The sequence below is a fragment of the Candidatus Pantoea formicae genome (genome assembly GCF_011752625.1).
Taxonomy (GTDB): Bacteria; Pseudomonadota; Gammaproteobacteria; order Enterobacterales; family Enterobacteriaceae; genus Pantoea; species Pantoea formicae.
Map to the genome: position 1 here is coordinate 741,054 of NZ_VWXD01000001.1, position 19,050 is coordinate 760,103.

Genomic DNA, 19,050 nt, shown 5'->3' on the forward strand with positions numbered 1-19,050 from the left:
GCTCATTTGATTACACGCTCGGGAAAGTAATATTGCTTCCCGGCGCCTCGCGGTGTAGATGGATGAAGTTCAGATGACGCTCGTACTGATCGAGAATGTCGATAATCACCTGCTCTTTGTTGTAGTCCATCAAGTCATTGCCTTGGCTACCTTCTAGCAGGAACGTCTCGAGTCGGTAATAGGTCGATTTACCGCTGCGTGCACGATAGGTAAAGCCTGGCACCGAGTACTGCTGCGGCCAGATCTGGTAAACAAAGTCTTGCTCTTCACCGAGCAGCACGCGTAGGTCGAGGTAGCCTAACGGGTGCCCTTCTTCCGGCTCAACACGCTCCAACGTGACACGACCACCACGCAATTCCAGCTCTTTTGCCACATCCTGCATCGCCGGGTACAGAACGCTCTCCATCATCTGCTGGGTATAGCGCGTACCGGGATAATTCATCAAACGAGACAGGCGTTTCTTCCAGCTTAAACGATCGTTGCTAGCCGGAATGTAGGGCGCGGTTTCTCGACTGGCACTGGCGCGACGATGATCTTCCACCTTCAGCGATTTATATAATCCGGCCATCACAAAGAAGATCACAAAGCTAAATGGCAGGCCCATGATTACCGTGGCGTTTTGCAGTGCTGAGATGCCGTTGGTCATCAACATACCCATAGTCAACACACCAATCGCTACTGACCAGAAGATACGCAGCCAATTCGGCGCATCACTGTTGATGTCCTTCAGTTTTGACGTGAAATTACCCAACACCAACGAACCTGAGTCCGCTGAGGTGACGTAGAACAGCATGCCGGTAATGGTGGCAACAGAAGCGCTGAACTTAAAGGCAGGATACTGTGCCAGCAGGCTGTAAAAACCACGCTCAGCATGCGCCATCACTTCCTGTGCAAAGCCCGCATCACCATGAATGATTTCATACAGCGCCGCATTGCCGAATACCGACAGCCACAGTAGCGTAAAGGTGAACGGAATGATCAGCGTCCCGAGTACAAACTCACGAATGGTACGGCCACGCGAAATACGTGCAAGGAACAAGCCAACAAAGGGTGACCAGGCAACCCACCATGCCCAGAAGAACAGGGTCCAACTGTTCATCCACTCTCTCGGCTGATCAAACGCAAAGGTGTTCAGCGTCATGCCCATAAAGCGGTTGATGTAATCACCGACATTCAGCACCAGCGCGTTCAACAGGAAATCGGTTTTGCCCATAAACAACACGAACAAGATCAATCCCAGCGCCAGCGCCACGTTCAGTTCCGACAGAATACGAATGCCTTTATCCACGCCGGATGTGACTGAAATAGTCGCAATAATCACTGACAGCACAATCAAAGCAGCCTGCGCAGTGAAGCCTTCCGGAACATCAAACAGGACATTCAAGCCGTAGTTGAGCTGCACGACGCCAATACCTAAGGTGGTGGCGATACCGAAGATGGTGCCAACCACTGCCGCAATATCGACAGTATGACCAATTGGGCCATTGATACGTTTGCCAAAAATCGGATAGAGCGCGGAACGTATAGTCAGAGGAAGGTTATAACGGTAGCTGAAGTAGCCCAGCGCGATGCCCATTAGCGCATACATCGACCAGCCGGTCACGCCATAGTGGAACAGTGTCCACACCATCGCCTGCCGTGCCGCTTCCATGGTTTGACCTGCGCCTTCTGGCGGTTGCATATATTGCGTGACCGGTTCGGCAACCGAGAAGAACATCAGGTCGATACCGATACCGGCTGCAAACAGCATGGCAGACCAACTCAGTAAGCTAAATTCCGGTTTGGATTGTTCTGGCCCGAGCTTAATCGCTCCGTAACGCGAGCAGGCCATATACACCACGAAGACAATGTAGAGCGTGGCGGCGAGCATGTAGTACCAGCCAAACGTGGATGTGACCCAATTGACGGCGGTCTGAATCCAGCTGGCAGCCAGTTCGCTGTAAAAGATAGTGACAAGTGAAAATGTCAGAATCAGTCCGGCCGAGGTAAAAAACACCACGGGATTGATTCTGTCTTTTTCACTGGCAGGTGGATTAATCATCGGTTACCTCTGGTTAATTTCCTGTAATGACTCAATGAATTAGCGTGACCAGTTCACCTGGCCTTGTTGTTGTTGACTCCCCTGTGTTCCCTCCATTTGGTGCTTTCTACTGGCGATATCCCGCATAGCCCGGTTCACCGCTGCGTTTTTGTAACAATCGAAGCACAGCATCCTAACAAATTTCTTTTTTATATTGAACGTGCAATCAAAAAAAGTTTTAATGGTGCCCTTATATTGTGGTGGAGCTGGAGTCATGCCAAAGGTGGGAATGCAGCCGATTCGTCGTCGGCAACTGATTGATGCAACCCTCGATACCATTAACGAGGTCGGGATTAATGACGCCACGATTGCGCAGATTGCGCGCCGTGCGGGCGTCTCGACCGGCATCATCAGTCACTACTTCAAAGACAAGAACGGTTTGCTGGAAGCCACCATGCGGGATGTCACGCGCCAATTACGCGATGCGGTTGCCGCGAGGCTGAAACCGCTGGCAGAAGCGACGACTGAAGCGCGATTACTGGCGATTGTTGAAGGCAACTTTGATGACACCCAAGTGCACAGCGCCGCGATGAAGGCCTGGCTGGATTTCTGGGCAAGCAGCATGCATCAGCCACAGTTGGGCCGACTGGAACGCGTGAGTAGCCGTCGCTTATTCTCCACGCTGGCGGCTGAGTTTCGTCGCGAATTGCCGCGCGAACATGCCCGGCTCGCCGCGCACGGTTTGGCATCGTTAATCGACGGACTCTGGTTACGTGCAGCACTGAGCGGCAAACCCTTCGATCTGGGTATTGCCCGCACGCTTACCACCCAATTCATTCGCCAGCAGCTTGCTGGCCATCAGCATCACTGAGGAAGGAGAAATCATGTCCCGATTCCCCGAGCAGCACCTGTACATTGATGGCGCTTTAGTGCCCGCTAGCGCAGGCAACACGTTCCAGACCATCAACCCTGCGAATGGCGAAGTCTTGGCCGACGTTCATGAAGCAGAACGCGCCGATGTTGATCGTGCCGTCGCGGCAGCGAAAAAAGGGCAAAAAGTCTGGGCTGCAATGACCTCAATGGAGCGCTCGCGTATTCTGCGTCGAGCCGTCGATATCCTGCGTGAACGTAATGACGAGTTAGCCGCGCTCGAAACACTGGATACAGGTAAGCCACTGAGCGAAACCCTTTATGTCGATATCGTGACCGGCGCCGATGTACTGGAGTATTACGCTGGTCTGATTCCGACTCTGGAAGGCCAACAGATCCCACTGCGTGATACCTCTTTCGTTTACACCCGCCGCGAACCGCTTGGTGTGGTCGCGGGCATCGGTGCATGGAACTACCCGATTCAGATCGCCCTGTGGAAATCTGCGCCTGCACTGGCGGCTGGTAACGCCATGATCTTCAAACCGAGCGAGGTGACGCCGCTCACCGCCCTTAAACTGGCTGAAATTTACACCGAAGCCGGTGTGCCCGCTGGTGTCTTCAACGTGTTGAACGGCCGCGGTGCGGTAACCGGTCAGCTGCTGACTGACCATCCTGGCATCGACAAAGTCTCTTTCACCGGTGGCGTGGCCAGTGGCAAGAAAGTGATGGCTAATGCCGCAGGTTCGACCTTGAAAGAAGTGACCATGGAACTGGGCGGCAAATCTCCGCTGATCATCTTTGACGATGCCGACCTCGATCTGGCAGCAGATATTGCCATGATGGCGAACTTCTATAGCTCGGGTCAGGTGTGCACCAACGGCACACGCGTTTTCATCCCAGCAAAATTCCAGGCCTCCTTTGAAGCGAAAATAGCCGAGCGTGTGGCGCGGATTAAAGCGGGTGATGTCAACAATCCAGCCACCAACTTTGGCCCGCTGGTGAGCTTCTCGCATCGTGACAACGTGATGCGTTATATCGAAACCGGCATTAAAGAAGGCGCTCGTCTGTTGTGTGGCGGCAAACGCCTGAACGGCGCGGATTTTGATAACGGTGCCTGGGTTGAACCTACCGTGTTCACCGACTGCCGTGATGAGATGACTATCGTGCGTGAAGAGATCTTCGGGCCAGTGATGTCAATCCTGACCTACGAGAGCGAAGAAGAAGTGGTACGCCGCGCCAATGCCACTGATTTCGGTCTGGCTGCCGGGGTGGTGACGCAAGATCTTAACCGCGCACATCGCGTGATTCACCAGATTGAAGCGGGTATCTGCTGGATCAACACCTGGGGCGAATCCGCCGCTGAAATGCCAGTGGGTGGCTATAAGCACTCCGGCATTGGTCGCGAGAATGGCTTAATGACGCTACAAAATTACACCCAAGTGAAATCGGTGCAGGTCGAATTAACCCGTTTTCAGTCCGTATTTTAATTGAGCTTTAACCTGAGGAGCGACTAATGGAATTTGATTACATCATTATCGGAGCCGGATCCGCAGGGAACGTTTTGGCAACAAGACTGACCGAAGATAGCAACGTGAACGTGTTGCTGTTAGAAGCAGGTGGTCCTGACTACCGCTTTGATTTCCGTACGCAGATGCCTGCGGCCCTGGCTTATCCGTTGCAGGGAAAACGCTACAACTGGGCGTATGAAACTGAACCTGAACCGCATATGAACAATCGCCGCATGGAGTGCGGACGAGGCAAAGGTCTGGGTGGCTCATCACTGATCAACGGGATGTGTTACATCCGTGGCAACGCCATGGATCTCGATAACTGGGCGCAACAGCCAGGGCTTGAGCGCTGGAGCTATCTGGATTGCCTGCCCTACTACCGTAAATCAGAGACGCGCGACATTGGCGCCAATGATTACCACGGTGGCGAAGGCCCGGTGAGCATCACCACCTGTAAGCCTGATAACAATCCACTGTTCGCAGCGATGATTGAAGCGGGTGTCGAGGCAGGTTACCCACGCACGGAAGACCTGAATGGCTATCAACAGGAGGGTTTTGGTCCGATGGATCGGTTTGTGACGCCGAAGGGACGTCGCTCCAGCACCGCGCGTGGCTATCTTGATACCGCAAAAGTGCGTCCAAATCTCAAAATCGTGACCCATGCGACCACTGACCGCATTCTGTTTGAAGGTAAACGCGCGGTCGGCGTGCAGTACTTGCAAGGCGGTAGCAACACTTCACATCAGGTGCATGCGCGCCGTGAAGTATTACTCTGTGCTGGCGCAATCGCCTCGCCACAGATATTGCAGCGTTCAGGTGTGGGTTCCGCAGAGCTGCTGGAGAAATTTGACATCCCGGTCGTGCATGACTTGCCTGGCGTGGGTGAAAACCTACAGGACCATCTCGAAATGTACTTGCAGTATGAGTGCAAAGAACCGGTTTCACTCTATCCGGCACTGAAATGGTATAACCAGCCGAAGATTGGTGCTGAGTGGCTGTTTAACGGCACGGGTATTGGTGCCAGTAACCAATTTGAAGGTGGTGGGTTTATCCGCAGTCGAGAAGAGTTCACCTGGCCAAATATTCAGTATCACTTCCTGCCGGTGGCGATTAACTATAACGGGTCGAATGCGGTTGAAGCGCATGGTTTCCAGTGTCACGTAGGCTCAATGCGTTCACCGAGCCGGGGCCATGTGCGCATCAAGTCACGCGATCCGCGCCGCGATCCTGCCATTTTGTTCAATTACATGGCACATGAGCAGGACTGGCATGAGTTCCGCGATGCTATCCGCATTACGCGTCAAATTATCAACCAGCCTGCGCTGGATAAATATCGTGGCGCGGAGATCAGCCCCGGTATGGATTGCCAAACTGATGAGCAGTTGGATGAGTTTGTGCGTAACCACGCAGAAACGGCCTATCACCCTTGCGGCACCTGCAAAATGGGTAGCGATGAAATGGCGGTTGTCGATGGAGAAGGTCGTGTTCACGGATTACAAGCATTGCGCGTGGTCGATGCTTCAATTATGCCGCTGATCATTACCGGTAACCTCAATGCCACCACCATTATGATTGGTGAAAAGATCGCGGATAATATTCGAGGTCGTGAGCCGTTAGCGCGCAGCAAAGCGGATTATTTTGTTGCGGGTGACCTGCCGGTTCGTGGCGAGCCGAAGCGTGCCTAAGCGTTTATTCTGGGGTGGCAATCTTGTCACCCTGTTTACTTTCCAGATAGGCGTGTATTAGCTTCTGCAATTCCTGTTTTAATTCATTCGAGTCGAGCTCATTGCGCCTGGAAGCATCATGCACCACGCCTTCAACCGCAGACGCCAATACTTTGGCCGCTATCGACGTGCGAAACGCATCTGCCTGCAAATTTTGTTCAATAAACTGCCGATAAAATTGTGCGTAGCGCTGTTCAAAATCCTCATGTGCGCTGCGTTCAGAAAGTGGCACCTCATCCAGTAAGACCCGATGCAGACTCGGATTGATCAAATGCACGGCAATCACACCCTCAACTAAGCGTTCAATCCGCTTGATCAGCTCCCCTTCTTCAATCGTTGCGGCAGCAAGAACCTGTAGAATCGCATCAAGATGTTGCTGACGAATCGCCTCAGCCAGCGCCAACTTATTGGGGAAATATTGATAAAGCGAGCCAATACTGACTCCAGCAATGCGCGCAACTTCGTTGGTATTAAATTTTGACCAGCCATTCTTTGCCAGGACGCGAGCCGCCGCCTGCAAAATCACATCCACCATCACTTGTGAACGCCGCTGGCGCGGCGCTTTGCGCATCGAGCGCATGGTGTCCGTAACACGAGTATTCATCAGTTGACCTCCAAACGATAATACGAGTATTCACTCACATACCGAGGAAAACCGTGATGTTACCTGAAAATATTCACAACAGGGAAATTCGTTTAAGCCTGCGCAGCCATGGCATGCCCAACCCAAACAACTTTGCCTTAGTTGGGCTTCCTCTGCCTGCTTCTCAGGCCGACAAGGTGCTGGTAAAGAATCGTTGGTTCCGTGTCTCCATCTCAACGCGCCTGATGATGAGCGTAGAAGCCGAAGAGGTAAAAGGCATTCCCTTCCCTCCGCTAAAAATCGGCGACACCTTAGCCGATGCCGCTATCGGTCAAGTCATTGAGGCACCCACTGAGAGTGGTTTAACGCCAGGTGATTTTGTGATGCATCCCTACGGCTGGCGTGAGTTCGCCTCGGTTGATTCTCAGCAATGTGTTGCACTCGGAAAGGAGATTCATGACCCGGCGGCCTATCTTGGCCACGGATGGACTGCTTATGCAGCATTAACGCAGGGCATTCAGATACGCAACGGGGATACCGTCTTTGTGTCCAGTGGTGCCGGTGCGATTGGTTCGATGGCGGGTCAGATCGCACGTCGTCTCGGCGCATCAAAAGTCATAGGCAGCACGGGTTCGGCAGAGAAGGCTCACTGGATGCGTGAACAGTTGGGATACGACGCAACAATTGAATGTGGTAAAGGCACGATTGCCGCGCAACTCCAACTGAGTGCGCCGGAAGGCATAGATGTGTTTGTCGATATTGTCGGCGGTGAACAGCTGGAAGCCGCCGTGTCACAAGCGCGTGAACATGCTCGTTACATTTTGCTAGGTGCCCTTTCTGCCGAGCTGGCAGATAAGCAATCAACAAAAATCGCGCCAGTCGAAATCGACTCCTTTGCCTTGATCGTGAAAGGCGTCACGCTTAAGGGCTATAGCGCCGATGAGAATCCAGAAGTGTTTAACAGATGGATAGACCAGCTTGGGCATCCTGATTGGAAAGATATTCACTTTGCCTCAAGCCTTTATCAGGGGCTAGATTCAGCACCACAGGCGCTGGACGATGCCTGCTCCGGTAAGGCGCGTGGAGTCGTGTTAGTCGCGCTGTAAATTTTTGCACCGAGGGGAGCATCAAATGTGCTCTGCTCTTCTCTGTGATTCCACATCACCCGATTTCTCATATCCTTCGGCATTTTCGTAGTGAAAATTATCCGCTGTTAAGCGAAATTCACGCTGAAGCTTCCAGTGTGATGGCATGAGTAGATTACGGTATGTTGTAACTAGTTAGCTGAAGAGCGTTGATTCACTTAAAGGTACGAGCAGCAAAATCCCAAAAGGCCTTCACAACCGCTGTAGCCGATGCATCCGTTACACGTACCAGACCAAAATGGAAGCGGCGTTACAGGACAATCTGTTTTTGCTGGGTGAGGCGATGAGCATTGCGGACATCAATCTTTATGTCCTATGCGGCTGGTGCAATGTTTTCGATATCGACCTTGCTGGTTGGCCGGCGGCTGGATTGCCATCATCGAGCGATTCACGCACGCCCTGCTACTCAAGCAGCGTGGCTGGCTGAGAAATAAATGACGCGTTTGCACATATAATTGAACATCTTCTTCATTTTCTCTGCCGATTCTTCTGTTTCAATAGCCTACTTTGACTCAGCTTGGATCGGCTATGAATCGTCGCCATTTTCTCACCTGTCTTTCTCTTTCACCCTTTGTTGTTCACAGTGGTTTAAGCCAAGCTGTGACGGCTAAACCGGTGGTTCTCCCGCTGTGGCCGAAACAACCACCCGGTGGCGGCGGCCCATTGGGGGCTATGCATTTCACTGCCAAGGGAGCGCAAAGCAATATCGCAATGCCCACATTGACCGTGCTGCACCCCGTCAGCCCTAACGGCCAAGCAGTACTCATCGCGGCAGGCGGTGGTTACACACGTATTGAGATGGGTAAAGAAGCTTGGCCTGCGGCACAATGGCTGGCGTCTCATGGCTACACCGCGTACGTACTGAGCTACCGCCTGCCACAGGAAGGCTGGAAAGATGGCGCGTTAGCCCCATTGCAGGATGCGCAACGCGCACTGCGTATGGTTCGTCAACGTGAGAAACATGTCAGCATTTTGGGATTTTCTGCTGGAGGACATCTGTTAGGAATGGCGGCCAATCGCCCAGATTTCCGCTCTTATCAGGCGGCCGATGCATTAGATAATTTGCCGGCATCCGCGGAACGCGCCGCACTCATTTATCCGATCATCACCCTGGAGCCACCCTACTCACATACGTCTACCCACAAAGTGTTGGTAGGGAGCAATGCCACGCTAGAGGCGGATACAACCTGGTCAGTACAGACTTATGTTAATCCGCAGTCACCGCCGTTTTTCCTGGTACAGTCAGAGGATGATCCCATATCCGATCCGCACAATACCCTGATCATGGCTGAAGCATGTAAGCAACAGCATATTCCGGTTGAAATGCATCGTTATGCTACGGGTGGTCACGGGTTTGGTTTGGGTAAACCAGGCACACCCACTGTAGAGTGGCCTGGACATTATCTGCACTGGTTAAGCAGCTAACCTGCTAAAAAATCGTATTATTGATAGAACGCCGGACGCGGTGGCATTTTAATCGGCACAATCTCACCGTTGTTTTGCGCAGCAACGCAGGCATCTGCCGCTACCGCCGCCGCATAACCATCCCAGGCGGATGGACCGGTCATATCGCCAGACAACACGTTATTGATGAAATCTTGTAGTTCAACGTCGTAGGCATCAATAAAGCGTTTTTTCCAGTCAGTTAGAATGCTGGTTGAGAGTTTTGCAGCGCTGCGGGTCTGAACAGACATCGGCTCAGGCAGACTGGCGATACCGGTTTCCCCCACCACTTCACACTGAATATCGTAGCCATATTCGCAGTTAACGAAGATTTCCACGTCGATGCGCGCGCCTTTGGCCGTTTCCAGCAGCACAATCTGCGGATCTTTCAGATGCGAAGAGGCTTTACGGGTTTTACGCGGATAAATCACCTGCGCACTGACGTAATCATCTTTCAGCAGCCAGCGCAGCACATCCAGCTCGTGGATCAGCGTATCGGTGATGGCCATGTCCGTGGTGTATGAATCCCCCACTTCTGGGTTACGGTGTGCGCAGTGCAGCATCAGAGGTTCGCCAATTTCGCCGCTATCAATCACCTTTTTTAAGGCTCGATAGCCGCTGTCGTAAGGACGCATAAAGCCAACCTGCACCAGTTTTTTACCTGCCGCGATCTCGGCTTCGACAATGTTCATACAACCCTGGGCTGTCACCGCCAGTGGTTTCTCACAGAAAACCGCTTTACGCGCTTTGATTGCCGCCAGCACGAACTCTTCATGCGTAGGCCCCCAAGATGTCACCAGAATAGCCTGTACATCTGGTGCATTAATCAGATCATGGGCGTTGTCATAGATCTCCGCTTTTAGCCCGAGATCGTTAATCACCTGCTCACAGTTAGCACGGTTGATATCATTGAGTGCAACAACGCGTGAATTTTGCAGCACCTGGCTGCAACGACGAATGTGTTCGCGGCCGATAGCGCCCGTGCCGATTACACCAATATTGAGGGTCATGATGAGTTCCTTCGATCTTTGTACAGGTGAAATTAATGGTTCAGGTAGTCAATGCTGGTACGAATTTCACGGGCGATATCCTCTTCGCTCCATGCATCCATCACTGACGAGAAAGGTTCGAACGCGTAAATACCGGTGTAGCCCATCTCTTCAAGACGCTGCACTTGCTGACGGGATTTCAGCAAGTCTTCGGCACTGAGCATAATGCGCTCTTCATCGGTCAATGCAGCGGTAGGACGCGTATCGGTCACGCCCGAGAGGTGCACCAGTCCGATATTGTTAACATCCACGCCTCCCGCGAAGTCTTGTTCAGCCCCTTCATACAGATGGTGATGGAAGGTATCGAGCACGATTTTGAATGGCGCGCCTGCTTGCTTGATGAGCTGCTGCGCAAGCGCGGCAGAACGCAATGAACTTTGTGGAAAACCCAACGGCTCCACCAGCCCTTGAACGCCGTATTCCGCAAACAGGGGAGCAAGAGTTTTCAGCGCGGCAACCGTCTGTTCATTGGAGATGTCGGTGCCATCATTCAGCGGGCACAGAACCAAAGCTTTTGCTCCCGTTTCACGCGCGTCATTTAATAAACCACGAGTCTTTTTTAACACTTCATCCGTTAATTGGTTGAACGGATAGACGGCATTAATGGTCTCAATTGAAAGCGAATATTGGCGAGCCAGATCACGTATTCTTTCGCCACCCAAGCCGTCTGTTACACTACCACTTTTCATATCATTGCGGATTTCAACTTTATTTAAACCCAAACCCTTCACCAAACTAAAAAACTCATCAACACTCAAGTTTGGTGCGATTTTACGGTTAACACAGAGACGGTCATTACTTATTTTGTACGTCATGATCTTTCCTGGGATAATAATCAGCCTTTTACGTAGAGATGTTCTGTTTTGCTGCAACGCATTAACTGGTTTTGATAGTAAATTATCTTTTTGTTCCGCACTGCGTGAACGTTGAGTGATTTACATCAACGCCACTCAAATATGTTCCACGTCACCTTGATGGCTTACCGTCATACAACTCATAGAAGTAGTGTTCGATCTGTTCAAGGCTGCGACCACGCGTTTCCGGTATGGTGCGCAAGACAAACATCGAGCCACCGATGCCAATTATCGCAAAGGTCAGGAACGCACCTGCCAGCCCGAAAGCGGCGAGTAATATCGGAAAGGCCATCGAGATGGCAAAGTTAGCCATCCACAGCGCAAAGACCGCACCGCCCATACAGATCCCTCGCATTCGGGCGGGAAAAATCTCCGACAATAGCAGCCAGGTCACCGGGGAAAGCGCTCCTTGCTGGAAGCACAGGAACATCAACATGCCGGTTAACACCAGATAGGCACGCACCAGGTTAACCTCACCACCCGCAAGATATTCCGGCATGAAGAAGCACACGGCGGCAATAAAGAACAGGCTAGCCGTGCAGCCCATTTGTCCAACCAGCACTAGCGGTCGGCGGCCAATTTTGCCAATCATCCAAATCCCTACCAGCGTCATCAACACGGAAATAACGCCGTTAGCAATGGTGGCAAACAGTGCCGCATCATTGCTCAACCCTGTCGCTGTTAGCATAGTGGGCGCGTAATACATGATAGTGTTTACGCCGGTCAATTGCTGTATAGCCGCAATACCAATGCCCAGCAGAAACACCTTGCGTAGCCAAGGTGTCTTCAGGTCACGCAGGCGACCTTTACCCTTCTGGCGGTTTTCTTCGATGGTTTCTTCAATCTCTTCCAACTCCCATTCGACATCTTCTGCCGCTCGGGTTTTCTCCAGTACTTTCCTCGCCTCACCCGTGTTACCCCGCATTACGTGCCAGCGCGGGCTTTCGGGCATGAAAATCATCCCGACCCACAACAGCACCGCTGGCACGGTTGAGATCGCCAGCATCCAGCGCCAAGTATGTTCTCCCCCCCAGATCTCATTAAAAGTGGCGTTTGATACATAAGCCAGCAGTTGACCTGATACGATCATCAACTCTTGCAGGGTGACCAGTTGGCCACGTTTATTGGCAGGTGCGATTTCCGCGATGTAGACCGGCACGGTGGCCGCCGCGCCGCCTACCGCAATCCCCAGAAACAGGCGCGATACAATCATGGAAACGACATCTGGCGCGAAGGCTGAACCCACGGCACCCAGAGCGAAAATAAACGCCAGGATGATAATGATTTTACGGCGTCCCATGGCGTCGGCGAAATGCCCGGCCAACAAGGCACCAAAGGCAGCACCAAACAGTAACGAGCTGGTCACGAGGCCAGTGGTAAATGGAGTTAATTGCAAATCATCGCGCATAAATAACAGCGCACCGGATACTACCCCCGTGTCATAACCAAATAATAAACCGCCTAAGGTGGCGACCAAGGCAATGATCTTCACAAAAGGTTCAGTCCGCGTGACGCTATTCGGACCGGACGCTGTATTCGTCGATATATAAAGTTCTTTTTCCATAACCCCTCCTGGTAAAACGCATTAGGAAATACAGCAGAACAAAACAGAGTTTCACGCTAGCGGTATTTTTATTTCATGTTAATTTTTATTTGAAACTTACCGTCCAAATTGTGATCTCAAGCATTTTAGATATTTTATTTTGATGGTTTAACATCAAGAGATAGAGGAATTTCGCGTGAAAGGCCATGTCATAAATGAAATGGCCTCAGTAAAACCGAGGTTGATATAATTGACGTTGAAAAGATCTGAATAATAAAAAGAGGAATGTCTGGAGAGGAAATAAGAAAACCCTTACACAAAAACCGTTAGTGCAAGGGTTTTTACCATCAGAATTGCCAGCGTACCCCGCCATTGTAACGCCAGCCTTTGGTGCCGTTACCGTCAATCTCCTGGCGATAATCCGCTTCGACATACAAGGCGAGGTTGCCTTTTAGCGCTGCCGTGCCGCCAATCCCCACGTCCCACATCTGGCCGAACTTGCCGCTATCAAAGCTGACATTGTCCGTGCCGCCATTAATGCGCGCGTTGGTGGTGGCTGCACCTCCCCATCCTCGGGTATAGCTGGTGCGTAAATACGGCGTGTATTGCTGACCTGCGCTGTCCTGCCAGGTACGGTCCAACCTCGCACCTACGCGCCCAATGGTTTGATCGTAGCTTCCCCAACTGACCCGGGTGTTGTCGCGATCGACCAAGTCATCCATATTAAGCTGCAAGTACATCAGCTGCGCCTGGGGTTCGAAACGAACACCGTGGCCGAGTTGCCATGGGTAGCCGGTTTCCAGTGAGGCTCCCCAGCCATTCCCTTTCAACTTACCCACCTCTTTCTGACGCGCAATATCCGTATCACCTCGATACCAGTCAAACGACAGTGCGCCATCCACATAGAATCCGCTGTCGCGCAGCCAAGTGGCATAAATTGAAAGCGTATCGCTATCCAGACTCGTCGAGCTGTAACCGTCCGTCGCGTCAGGACGAATACGCGCATTGCCTCGGGTATAGGCCACACCTGCTCGCAGACTATCACTGGCGCCATCAAGGTGAATCAGATTACCGCCGAGTTGTACCGCGCTGTAATCAAGATCGAAATCGTATCCGTACTGACTGAGGCTGCGGTCGCTCTTATACGTCAGATTGGAGCCGAGATAGCGAATAAACATCTCTCCGCCATTGCTCGCCCCCGTGCCGGTATCATCGCGCAGTTCGCCTAAACGTTTATGCAGGTCGTCCATCACCGCCATGTTGTAGTAGGCCTGCCCGACGGGGGCAGAAATGTAGGAGGGCATTTGTGGTGTGAGTTGCGGACGCACCCTATTCCCCGCAGCATCAGTCACGAAATTGTTTGCCAGACGATAATCCCACGCAGAACCGTTGGTGCTGCTGTAGAGACCGTATTGATAAGGGCCGAAGGCGACATAGCCGTTTGCCAGAGCAAAGCTGCTCGCATTGGCATTACCCGTCACCTGTGCCAATAACAGTCCTTGATCCGGCGCAATCACCTGCAAATTGCCCGCCACCGGTTTGACATTTAGTAACGTGGTACCGCTGGTATTGCCATTAACCCGCACGCTGTCGCTGAGACCACCGCTGGCAAGTTGCGTATTCAGCTTGACGCTGCCCCCTAATGCGTTGAGGTCACCGTCGATGGTCAACGTATTGCCCGGAATACCACTGCCATTGGTCAGGTCCAAGGTGCCCGCATTATTCACCACCAGCGAGCCGTCTGAGGCACCGCTCAAAAGTGGATTCACACCATCACCCGCAAACAAAGTCGAACCAGAACCGATATTAATGGTGCTGTGCGCCAGCTTCAGGTTATCGGTTAACGTCCATTGAGTGTTGAAGAAATTGATGGTGCTCCAGCCGCCGCCCAGGTTGGTGCCTTTGCTGAGATCATCGGCGCTGAATGATCCCCCGCGCGCATTAATCTCGCTGAAATTAAGGGTGCTTCCGATACCATCGGCCGTGGTGATGTGACGCGTATTGGCCAAGCTGACATTTTCAACCAAGGCTTGATTGGTGCCATTACCCATTGTCAGGCTGCCGTTTAGCGTGCCGCCCGAAACCTGAAGCGTGTCATTGCCGTTGCCAGTGTCAACATCGCCAATCACATTGCCTGCCAGTAGCGCGATCTGGTCATCACTGTCACCACCAGCCACCACCACCGTTTCCGGGAAGGGTGCACTGATATTGCCCTGGTTAATAAAACGCGTCTGACCACCGCGCAAATCGATGATGGGGGATACGGTACTGAGGGAGATGATCCCGCCACGGTTGATCACCTCACTGGCAGTATGGGTGACGATCGCAGAACCGCCATTTTGATCATACACCGCGATGGTGCCCAGGTTCGTCACGTTGCCGGTGGTGTTCGCACGCACGCCAGTGTTATTACCTGAGACAAAAATGTAATAGTTTGGCCCAATGGTCAGATCGTTTTGCGTGACGGAACCGTCTTCATTCGCGAACAGATAACCCGTCCCACTGCCATTCCCGGACACATTGATGTACGCATGGCCGTCAGGATCGAACGAGGTTGCTGAACGGATGCCGATACCATCATTAATATCGAGCCGCACATAATTTAGCGCGATGTTACTGGTTTCTGCGCGGTTATTGATCAACGTTCCGGTTCCGCTTAATACCACATGATCCGCGCTAAAGCCTTGCGCGCCAGTATCAAGCAACACCGTATCAGCGCCCTGCGCAAAAATCGAACTGGTATAACTGGTGTACTGTTCACCTTGTCCATCACCGACGATATCCAGCACGGCGCCGTTACCAACCCGGATGGCGGCGGTGCCGCCGTTAGCATAGATCTGCCCGCTGTTTTGATAGTAACGCCCCGTGCCTGATGTGGCTTCCAACGCTACGCCCGCAGCGGTTTGAATGACTCCACTGTTATACAGATTGCCGTTATCAACGAGGCTGACGCCCACGCTGTTGGCGCCCTTGAGATCAAGGTTGCCCTGGTTATTGATTACGCCGCCATTGCCGGCTCGCAAAAGTGTCAATTGATCGCTATTGGATGACAGGCTCTCACTGTTGGAAATGCTGCTTGAACCATCCAGCGCTGCATATCCCACCTGATTGGCATCATGGGCGTTGACCACACTGTTCGCGCCAATCACTACCCTACCGCCGTCAACAGCCAGCGCGCCCAACGCATGTTCGCCATACAGATTTATCGTGCCGTTTTGGTAGAAATACCCCACATCGCCCGCCGCAACACCCCCCACGGAAGGCTGCTCGGCGCTGGCGTTGCCGGCGGTGACATTAAGCGTGCCATCGTTGGTGATACGCGCAGCAACCGAGTAACTGTGGCCTTCTGCGTAGAGTCCAGTGCTACCATTGCTGATTGACACTGTGCCGTTGTTCGTGGCATTCGCCCCCAGCGCCGCCATGCCAGTGGAGCCACTGCCCGTTAGCGTAATATCGCCGTTGTTGATTAACTGCCCCTGACTGCTGGCGATAAAACCAACCTGCTGACTCTGTGTACCGCTAAGGTTGGCGTTATTGGTCAACAAGGTATTGGTATAGGGTAAATAGGTTGAGTTGGTGATATTACCGGTGAGATCGGTTCTGTTACCCTGAACTTGTGCGCCGATGCTGTGTACGCCGTTCATGTTGAAGGTGGTTGCGCTGTCGATAATGCCCTGAGCCGCCCCCTCAATGCGTAAGCCAATCCCATTATCACCAAGGTTAAAGATGGCACTGCCGGTGCTGACCTTGGTGTTATCACCGCTGCCCAACACCGCTGTTGAAAGATTCCCGTTCGACGCCAACGTCATGCCGCTACCATCAAAGCTTGCGCCATCCTGTACACGAAAAATCGATGAGTTGTCGCCCGTGACGCCATAGCTGCCGTTGGCAGGCAATTGGATATGCGCATTCGGGCCGATAGCCAGAAAGGTGATTTGATCGGGGCTGTTATTGCTGGTCGGCACGGCACTTCGTGCCACGTTCACGGTGGCATTACCTTCAGCGCGTATTCCAATCGCTCCCGCACCGTTTAAGGTGATCGGTCCGCTGATTTCGGCAGATGCAACGCCGCTCTCAATACCGTTGACCCACACGGCGGTATTGCGCGTCCCGCTCGCGGCATTGGCATTACCGGCGATAGTTATGGGACCGGTTGACCAGGCATGTGCGAGATACCCGTCATCCGCTGTCACCAGTAGACCCGTACCGTTATCGCCGTTTAAATTGATCGCTCCAGCGTTGCCGACGTTGCCGCCGCTGCCAGCATTGACCACCTGTAGTGCAGATCCACGCCCATTGACATCAATTACGCCATTGTTGCGCGTCACCGCATCCTCAGCACCGTCAACACGCATTGCCGCGCCACTTTGCACTTTTGAACCGATGACAATATGGCCATTGTTGATGACGCTGGAGTTATCGGATTGCTGAATGCCAGTGGCACTGCTCAGCACCGTATCGGAGGTGGCATCACCGGGTTGGTTTTGTGGCGTACGGCCCAGGTAAAGGGTGCCATTATTCGCGAAAGCACTCGTCGCACCGCTCACCGTGACGGCCGTGGCGCTACCCCTGTCGCCCACCAGGTTAATGGTGCCGTTATTCACTGCGGTGCTGTTCTCCAGCCTGACCGCAGAGCCTGCACTGTTGATAATGCCGTTATTGATAAAGTGGCTGTTGCTGGCATTAACCGCTAGCCCATTGGGTCCCAGAGTGCTGCTGTCTATGCCACTGCCATCGGCATAGTTGAAGAAACCGCTATTGATAACCCCATTATTGATACCGCTGCTGCCGGTGGTCAGCACCAGTGCATCGTCATCGGTTATGCCACTACCGGTACTGGCAAGTTTGCCATTGATAGTTGCTGTGGCACCGTTATCGGCACGCATCGCCCCACCGTTGGCATTCGCCACTTCCAGGGTTTTCCCCGCCTCAATGGTGGCATAGGCATTCACACCATCGGCACTCAGCACGATGCGCTCACCTATCGGCAGGAAGGCTTCATCTTCATCAGGGGTATTCACGCCCCAAACCACCAGCCCGCTGCTCAACGTCACGGCTTTATTAAACTCAGCGTTGTAGTCATCAGGACTGATCACGCCATTCTGCAGCTGCTCAATCAGCCAATCGTTGTACTGGTGCAGTTCGCCGAGGTTGGTGATGTTGAAATCAGTGGTATCACCGTAAAGCGTAGTGACGCTAAAGGCACCGTTATAGCTCACCAGATTCTCGACATTGAGTCCCCAGCGTGACACCGCTGGAATCTGTGTGGCAGTGAACGTGATGCGATTATCCGAATCCCAATTCATATTGCCTTTGTTGCTGGCGGTAAAGAGGCGACTCTGTTTCGCTGCCATCTCCCAGCCATTGGTCAACGTGCTGGCACCGTCAGTGCCGAGTTGCACATTTATGGTGCCATTGCTGACCGAGGCAACACGGGTATCGATGTACTGCTGATTCTTCACTTCTTCGAAATCGGTGACCACAGTACTGCTGTCTACCGGAGCCAGATTACTCAGCGCCGCACTGTTATAGGTTTCGTAGTTACTGTAGGAGCGGTGATCTTCGTTTGGGACAGAGATGGTGAAATCCTGCGCGCCCAAGCTCAAGCGCTCCTTGCCTAATAGATTGTTGTCCGTGACCAGTCTGCCTTGATCCTGTAATTGACCAATTGTGACCAGAACTTCTCCACTTTTACCTGGTGCAAATTGCGGTAAACCGGTCAGCGATTGCGTACTGCCATTGCAGACGCAGAACACGCCAACCTTATTGTCATTTTTCGCAGGGTCAAAAGGTTGAATGATGGCAGCAAGGGGTTGCGTGGCAGGAATGATGACGCCCTGCGCTGCCAGCAAACTGATAACCAACGGTTTTAATTTGAACAACATCCTTTCCTCCAGAGAGAAAATAATATTTTCCACACGGCAACGCAGCGCCATGCATGACAGTTTATTTAATGAATGCGATAAAACATGAATTGATAATGCATGATGTTGAGCAATCACATCATTTCGTAAAGAAAACGTCTAGCTGGAGTTAAGGTTATGGACTGAACTTAAGGTAAATTAGGAATTAACCCTTTATAATCAACAAGAAAAAACGAATAGCAGCCTTTAATTAACATGATTAAATTCAATTGTTTGAGTTTAAAAATAACACCAAAAATAACTGTAAAAAATTTACTCCATCGGAAAGCGAACAAACAAAAGAAATAGTTAAATAAACAGATCCAATTTTTTTTATTTAAAGCACAACGAAATTAACGCAGCGAATCATCCAGCTAATATCTAATTTTATTACCAGTCACTTTCCCT

Annotated in this window: 12 protein-coding genes; 6 read left to right on the forward strand and 6 right to left on the reverse strand. The window is 52.1% G+C overall.

Translation table 11 applies throughout. From position 1 onward, the window contains the following. Window positions 1-10: 10 nt before the first annotated feature. A complete protein-coding gene (locus F3J38_RS03605) occupies window positions 11-2,041 on the reverse strand; it encodes a choline transporter (RefSeq protein ID WP_167135149.1) in 2,031 nt (676 codons plus the stop codon). Between the two features lie 253 nt (window positions 2,042-2,294). Between F3J38_RS03605 and betI the strand changes: the two genes are divergently transcribed. The 3 genes from betI to betA are packed head-to-tail and all read left to right on the forward strand — an operon-like array spanning window position 2,295 to window position 6,083. After that, window positions 2,295-2,891, forward strand: a complete 597-nt coding sequence (betI, locus tag F3J38_RS03610) for a transcriptional regulator BetI (RefSeq protein WP_167135151.1) — start codon at window positions 2,295-2,297, stop codon at window positions 2,889-2,891. A gap of 13 nt (window positions 2,892-2,904) precedes the next feature. After that, on the forward strand, window positions 2,905-4,377 hold the full coding sequence (gene betB / locus F3J38_RS03615; protein ID WP_167135152.1) for a betaine-aldehyde dehydrogenase: 1,473 nt from the start codon (window positions 2,905-2,907) through the stop codon (window positions 4,375-4,377). Between the two features lie 26 nt (window positions 4,378-4,403). Next, window positions 4,404-6,083, forward strand: a complete 1,680-nt coding sequence (betA, locus tag F3J38_RS03620) for a choline dehydrogenase (RefSeq protein WP_167135154.1) — start codon at window positions 4,404-4,406, stop codon at window positions 6,081-6,083. Window positions 6,084-6,087: 4 nt separating this feature from the next. Here the strand turns inward: betA and F3J38_RS03625 are convergent, their stop codons facing one another. Beyond that, window positions 6,088-6,726 (reverse strand): TetR/AcrR family transcriptional regulator, encoded by a 639-nt coding sequence (locus F3J38_RS03625; RefSeq protein ID WP_167135156.1) that lies wholly within the window; start codon window positions 6,724-6,726, stop codon window positions 6,088-6,090. 56 nt (window positions 6,727-6,782) lie between these two features. Here F3J38_RS03625 and F3J38_RS03630 point away from each other — a divergent pair, with 56 nt between their 5' ends. From F3J38_RS03630 to F3J38_RS03640, 3 genes are all read left to right on the forward strand, one after another. Continuing rightward, window positions 6,783-7,811, forward strand: coding sequence for an MDR family NADP-dependent oxidoreductase (locus tag F3J38_RS03630; protein WP_167135585.1), 1,029 nt, complete (start codon window positions 6,783-6,785; stop codon window positions 7,809-7,811). Between the two features lie 277 nt (window positions 7,812-8,088). Continuing rightward, entirely contained in the window at window positions 8,089-8,277 is a 189-nt protein-coding gene (locus F3J38_RS03635; RefSeq protein WP_167135158.1) for a glutathione S-transferase family protein, read from the forward strand. 101 nt (window positions 8,278-8,378) lie between these two features. Beyond that, window positions 8,379-9,275 (forward strand): alpha/beta hydrolase, encoded by an 897-nt coding sequence (locus tag F3J38_RS03640; protein ID WP_167135160.1) that lies wholly within the window; start codon window positions 8,379-8,381, stop codon window positions 9,273-9,275. Window positions 9,276-9,292: 17 nt separating this feature from the next. Here the strand turns inward: F3J38_RS03640 and iolG are convergent, their stop codons facing one another. The 4 genes from iolG to F3J38_RS03660 form a co-directional block, all read right to left on the reverse strand. Next, window positions 9,293-10,303, reverse strand: a complete 1,011-nt coding sequence (gene iolG, locus F3J38_RS03645; RefSeq protein WP_084931298.1) for a bifunctional inositol 2-dehydrogenase/D-chiro-inositol 1-dehydrogenase — start codon at window positions 10,301-10,303, stop codon at window positions 9,293-9,295. Between the two features lie 32 nt (window positions 10,304-10,335). Beyond that, on the reverse strand, window positions 10,336-11,157 hold the full coding sequence (locus tag F3J38_RS03650) for a TIM barrel protein (protein WP_167135162.1): 822 nt from the start codon (window positions 11,155-11,157) through the stop codon (window positions 10,336-10,338). A 151-nt stretch (window positions 11,158-11,308) separates the two neighbouring features. After that, window positions 11,309-12,760, reverse strand: coding sequence for a sugar porter family MFS transporter (locus tag F3J38_RS03655; RefSeq protein WP_167135164.1), 1,452 nt, complete (start codon window positions 12,758-12,760; stop codon window positions 11,309-11,311). Window positions 12,761-13,086: 326 nt separating this feature from the next. Then, window positions 13,087-18,624, reverse strand: a complete 5,538-nt coding sequence (locus F3J38_RS03660) for an autotransporter outer membrane beta-barrel domain-containing protein (RefSeq protein ID WP_240155880.1) — start codon at window positions 18,622-18,624, stop codon at window positions 13,087-13,089. Window positions 18,625-19,050 lie beyond the last annotated feature (426 nt).

What these genes read in the sequence shown, in the direction of transcription:
- betI (WP_167135151.1), top strand. Translation starts at nt 2,295, where the DNA reads ATGCCAAAGGTGGGAATGCAGCCGATTCGTCGTCGGCAACTGATTGAT.
- F3J38_RS03635 (WP_167135158.1), top strand. Translation starts at nt 8,089, where the DNA reads ATGGAAGCGGCGTTACAGGACAATCTGTTTTTGCTGGGTGAGGCGATG.
- F3J38_RS03660 (WP_240155880.1), bottom strand. Translation starts at nt 18,624, where the DNA reads ATGTTGTTCAAATTAAAACCGTTGGTTATCAGTTTGCTGGCAGCGCAG.
- F3J38_RS03625 (WP_167135156.1), bottom strand. Translation starts at nt 6,726, where the DNA reads ATGAATACTCGTGTTACGGACACCATGCGCTCGATGCGCAAAGCGCCG.
- betB (WP_167135152.1), top strand. Translation starts at nt 2,905, where the DNA reads ATGTCCCGATTCCCCGAGCAGCACCTGTACATTGATGGCGCTTTAGTG.
- F3J38_RS03605 (WP_167135149.1), bottom strand. Translation starts at nt 2,041, where the DNA reads ATGATTAATCCACCTGCCAGTGAAAAAGACAGAATCAATCCCGTGGTG.
- betA (WP_167135154.1), top strand. Translation starts at nt 4,404, where the DNA reads ATGGAATTTGATTACATCATTATCGGAGCCGGATCCGCAGGGAACGTT.
- F3J38_RS03650 (WP_167135162.1), bottom strand. Translation starts at nt 11,157, where the DNA reads ATGACGTACAAAATAAGTAATGACCGTCTCTGTGTTAACCGTAAAATC.
- F3J38_RS03640 (WP_167135160.1), top strand. Translation starts at nt 8,379, where the DNA reads ATGAATCGTCGCCATTTTCTCACCTGTCTTTCTCTTTCACCCTTTGTT.
- iolG (WP_084931298.1), bottom strand. Translation starts at nt 10,303, where the DNA reads ATGACCCTCAATATTGGTGTAATCGGCACGGGCGCTATCGGCCGCGAA.
- F3J38_RS03630 (WP_167135585.1), top strand. Translation starts at nt 6,783, where the DNA reads ATGTTACCTGAAAATATTCACAACAGGGAAATTCGTTTAAGCCTGCGC.
- F3J38_RS03655 (WP_167135164.1), bottom strand. Translation starts at nt 12,760, where the DNA reads ATGGAAAAAGAACTTTATATATCGACGAATACAGCGTCCGGTCCGAAT.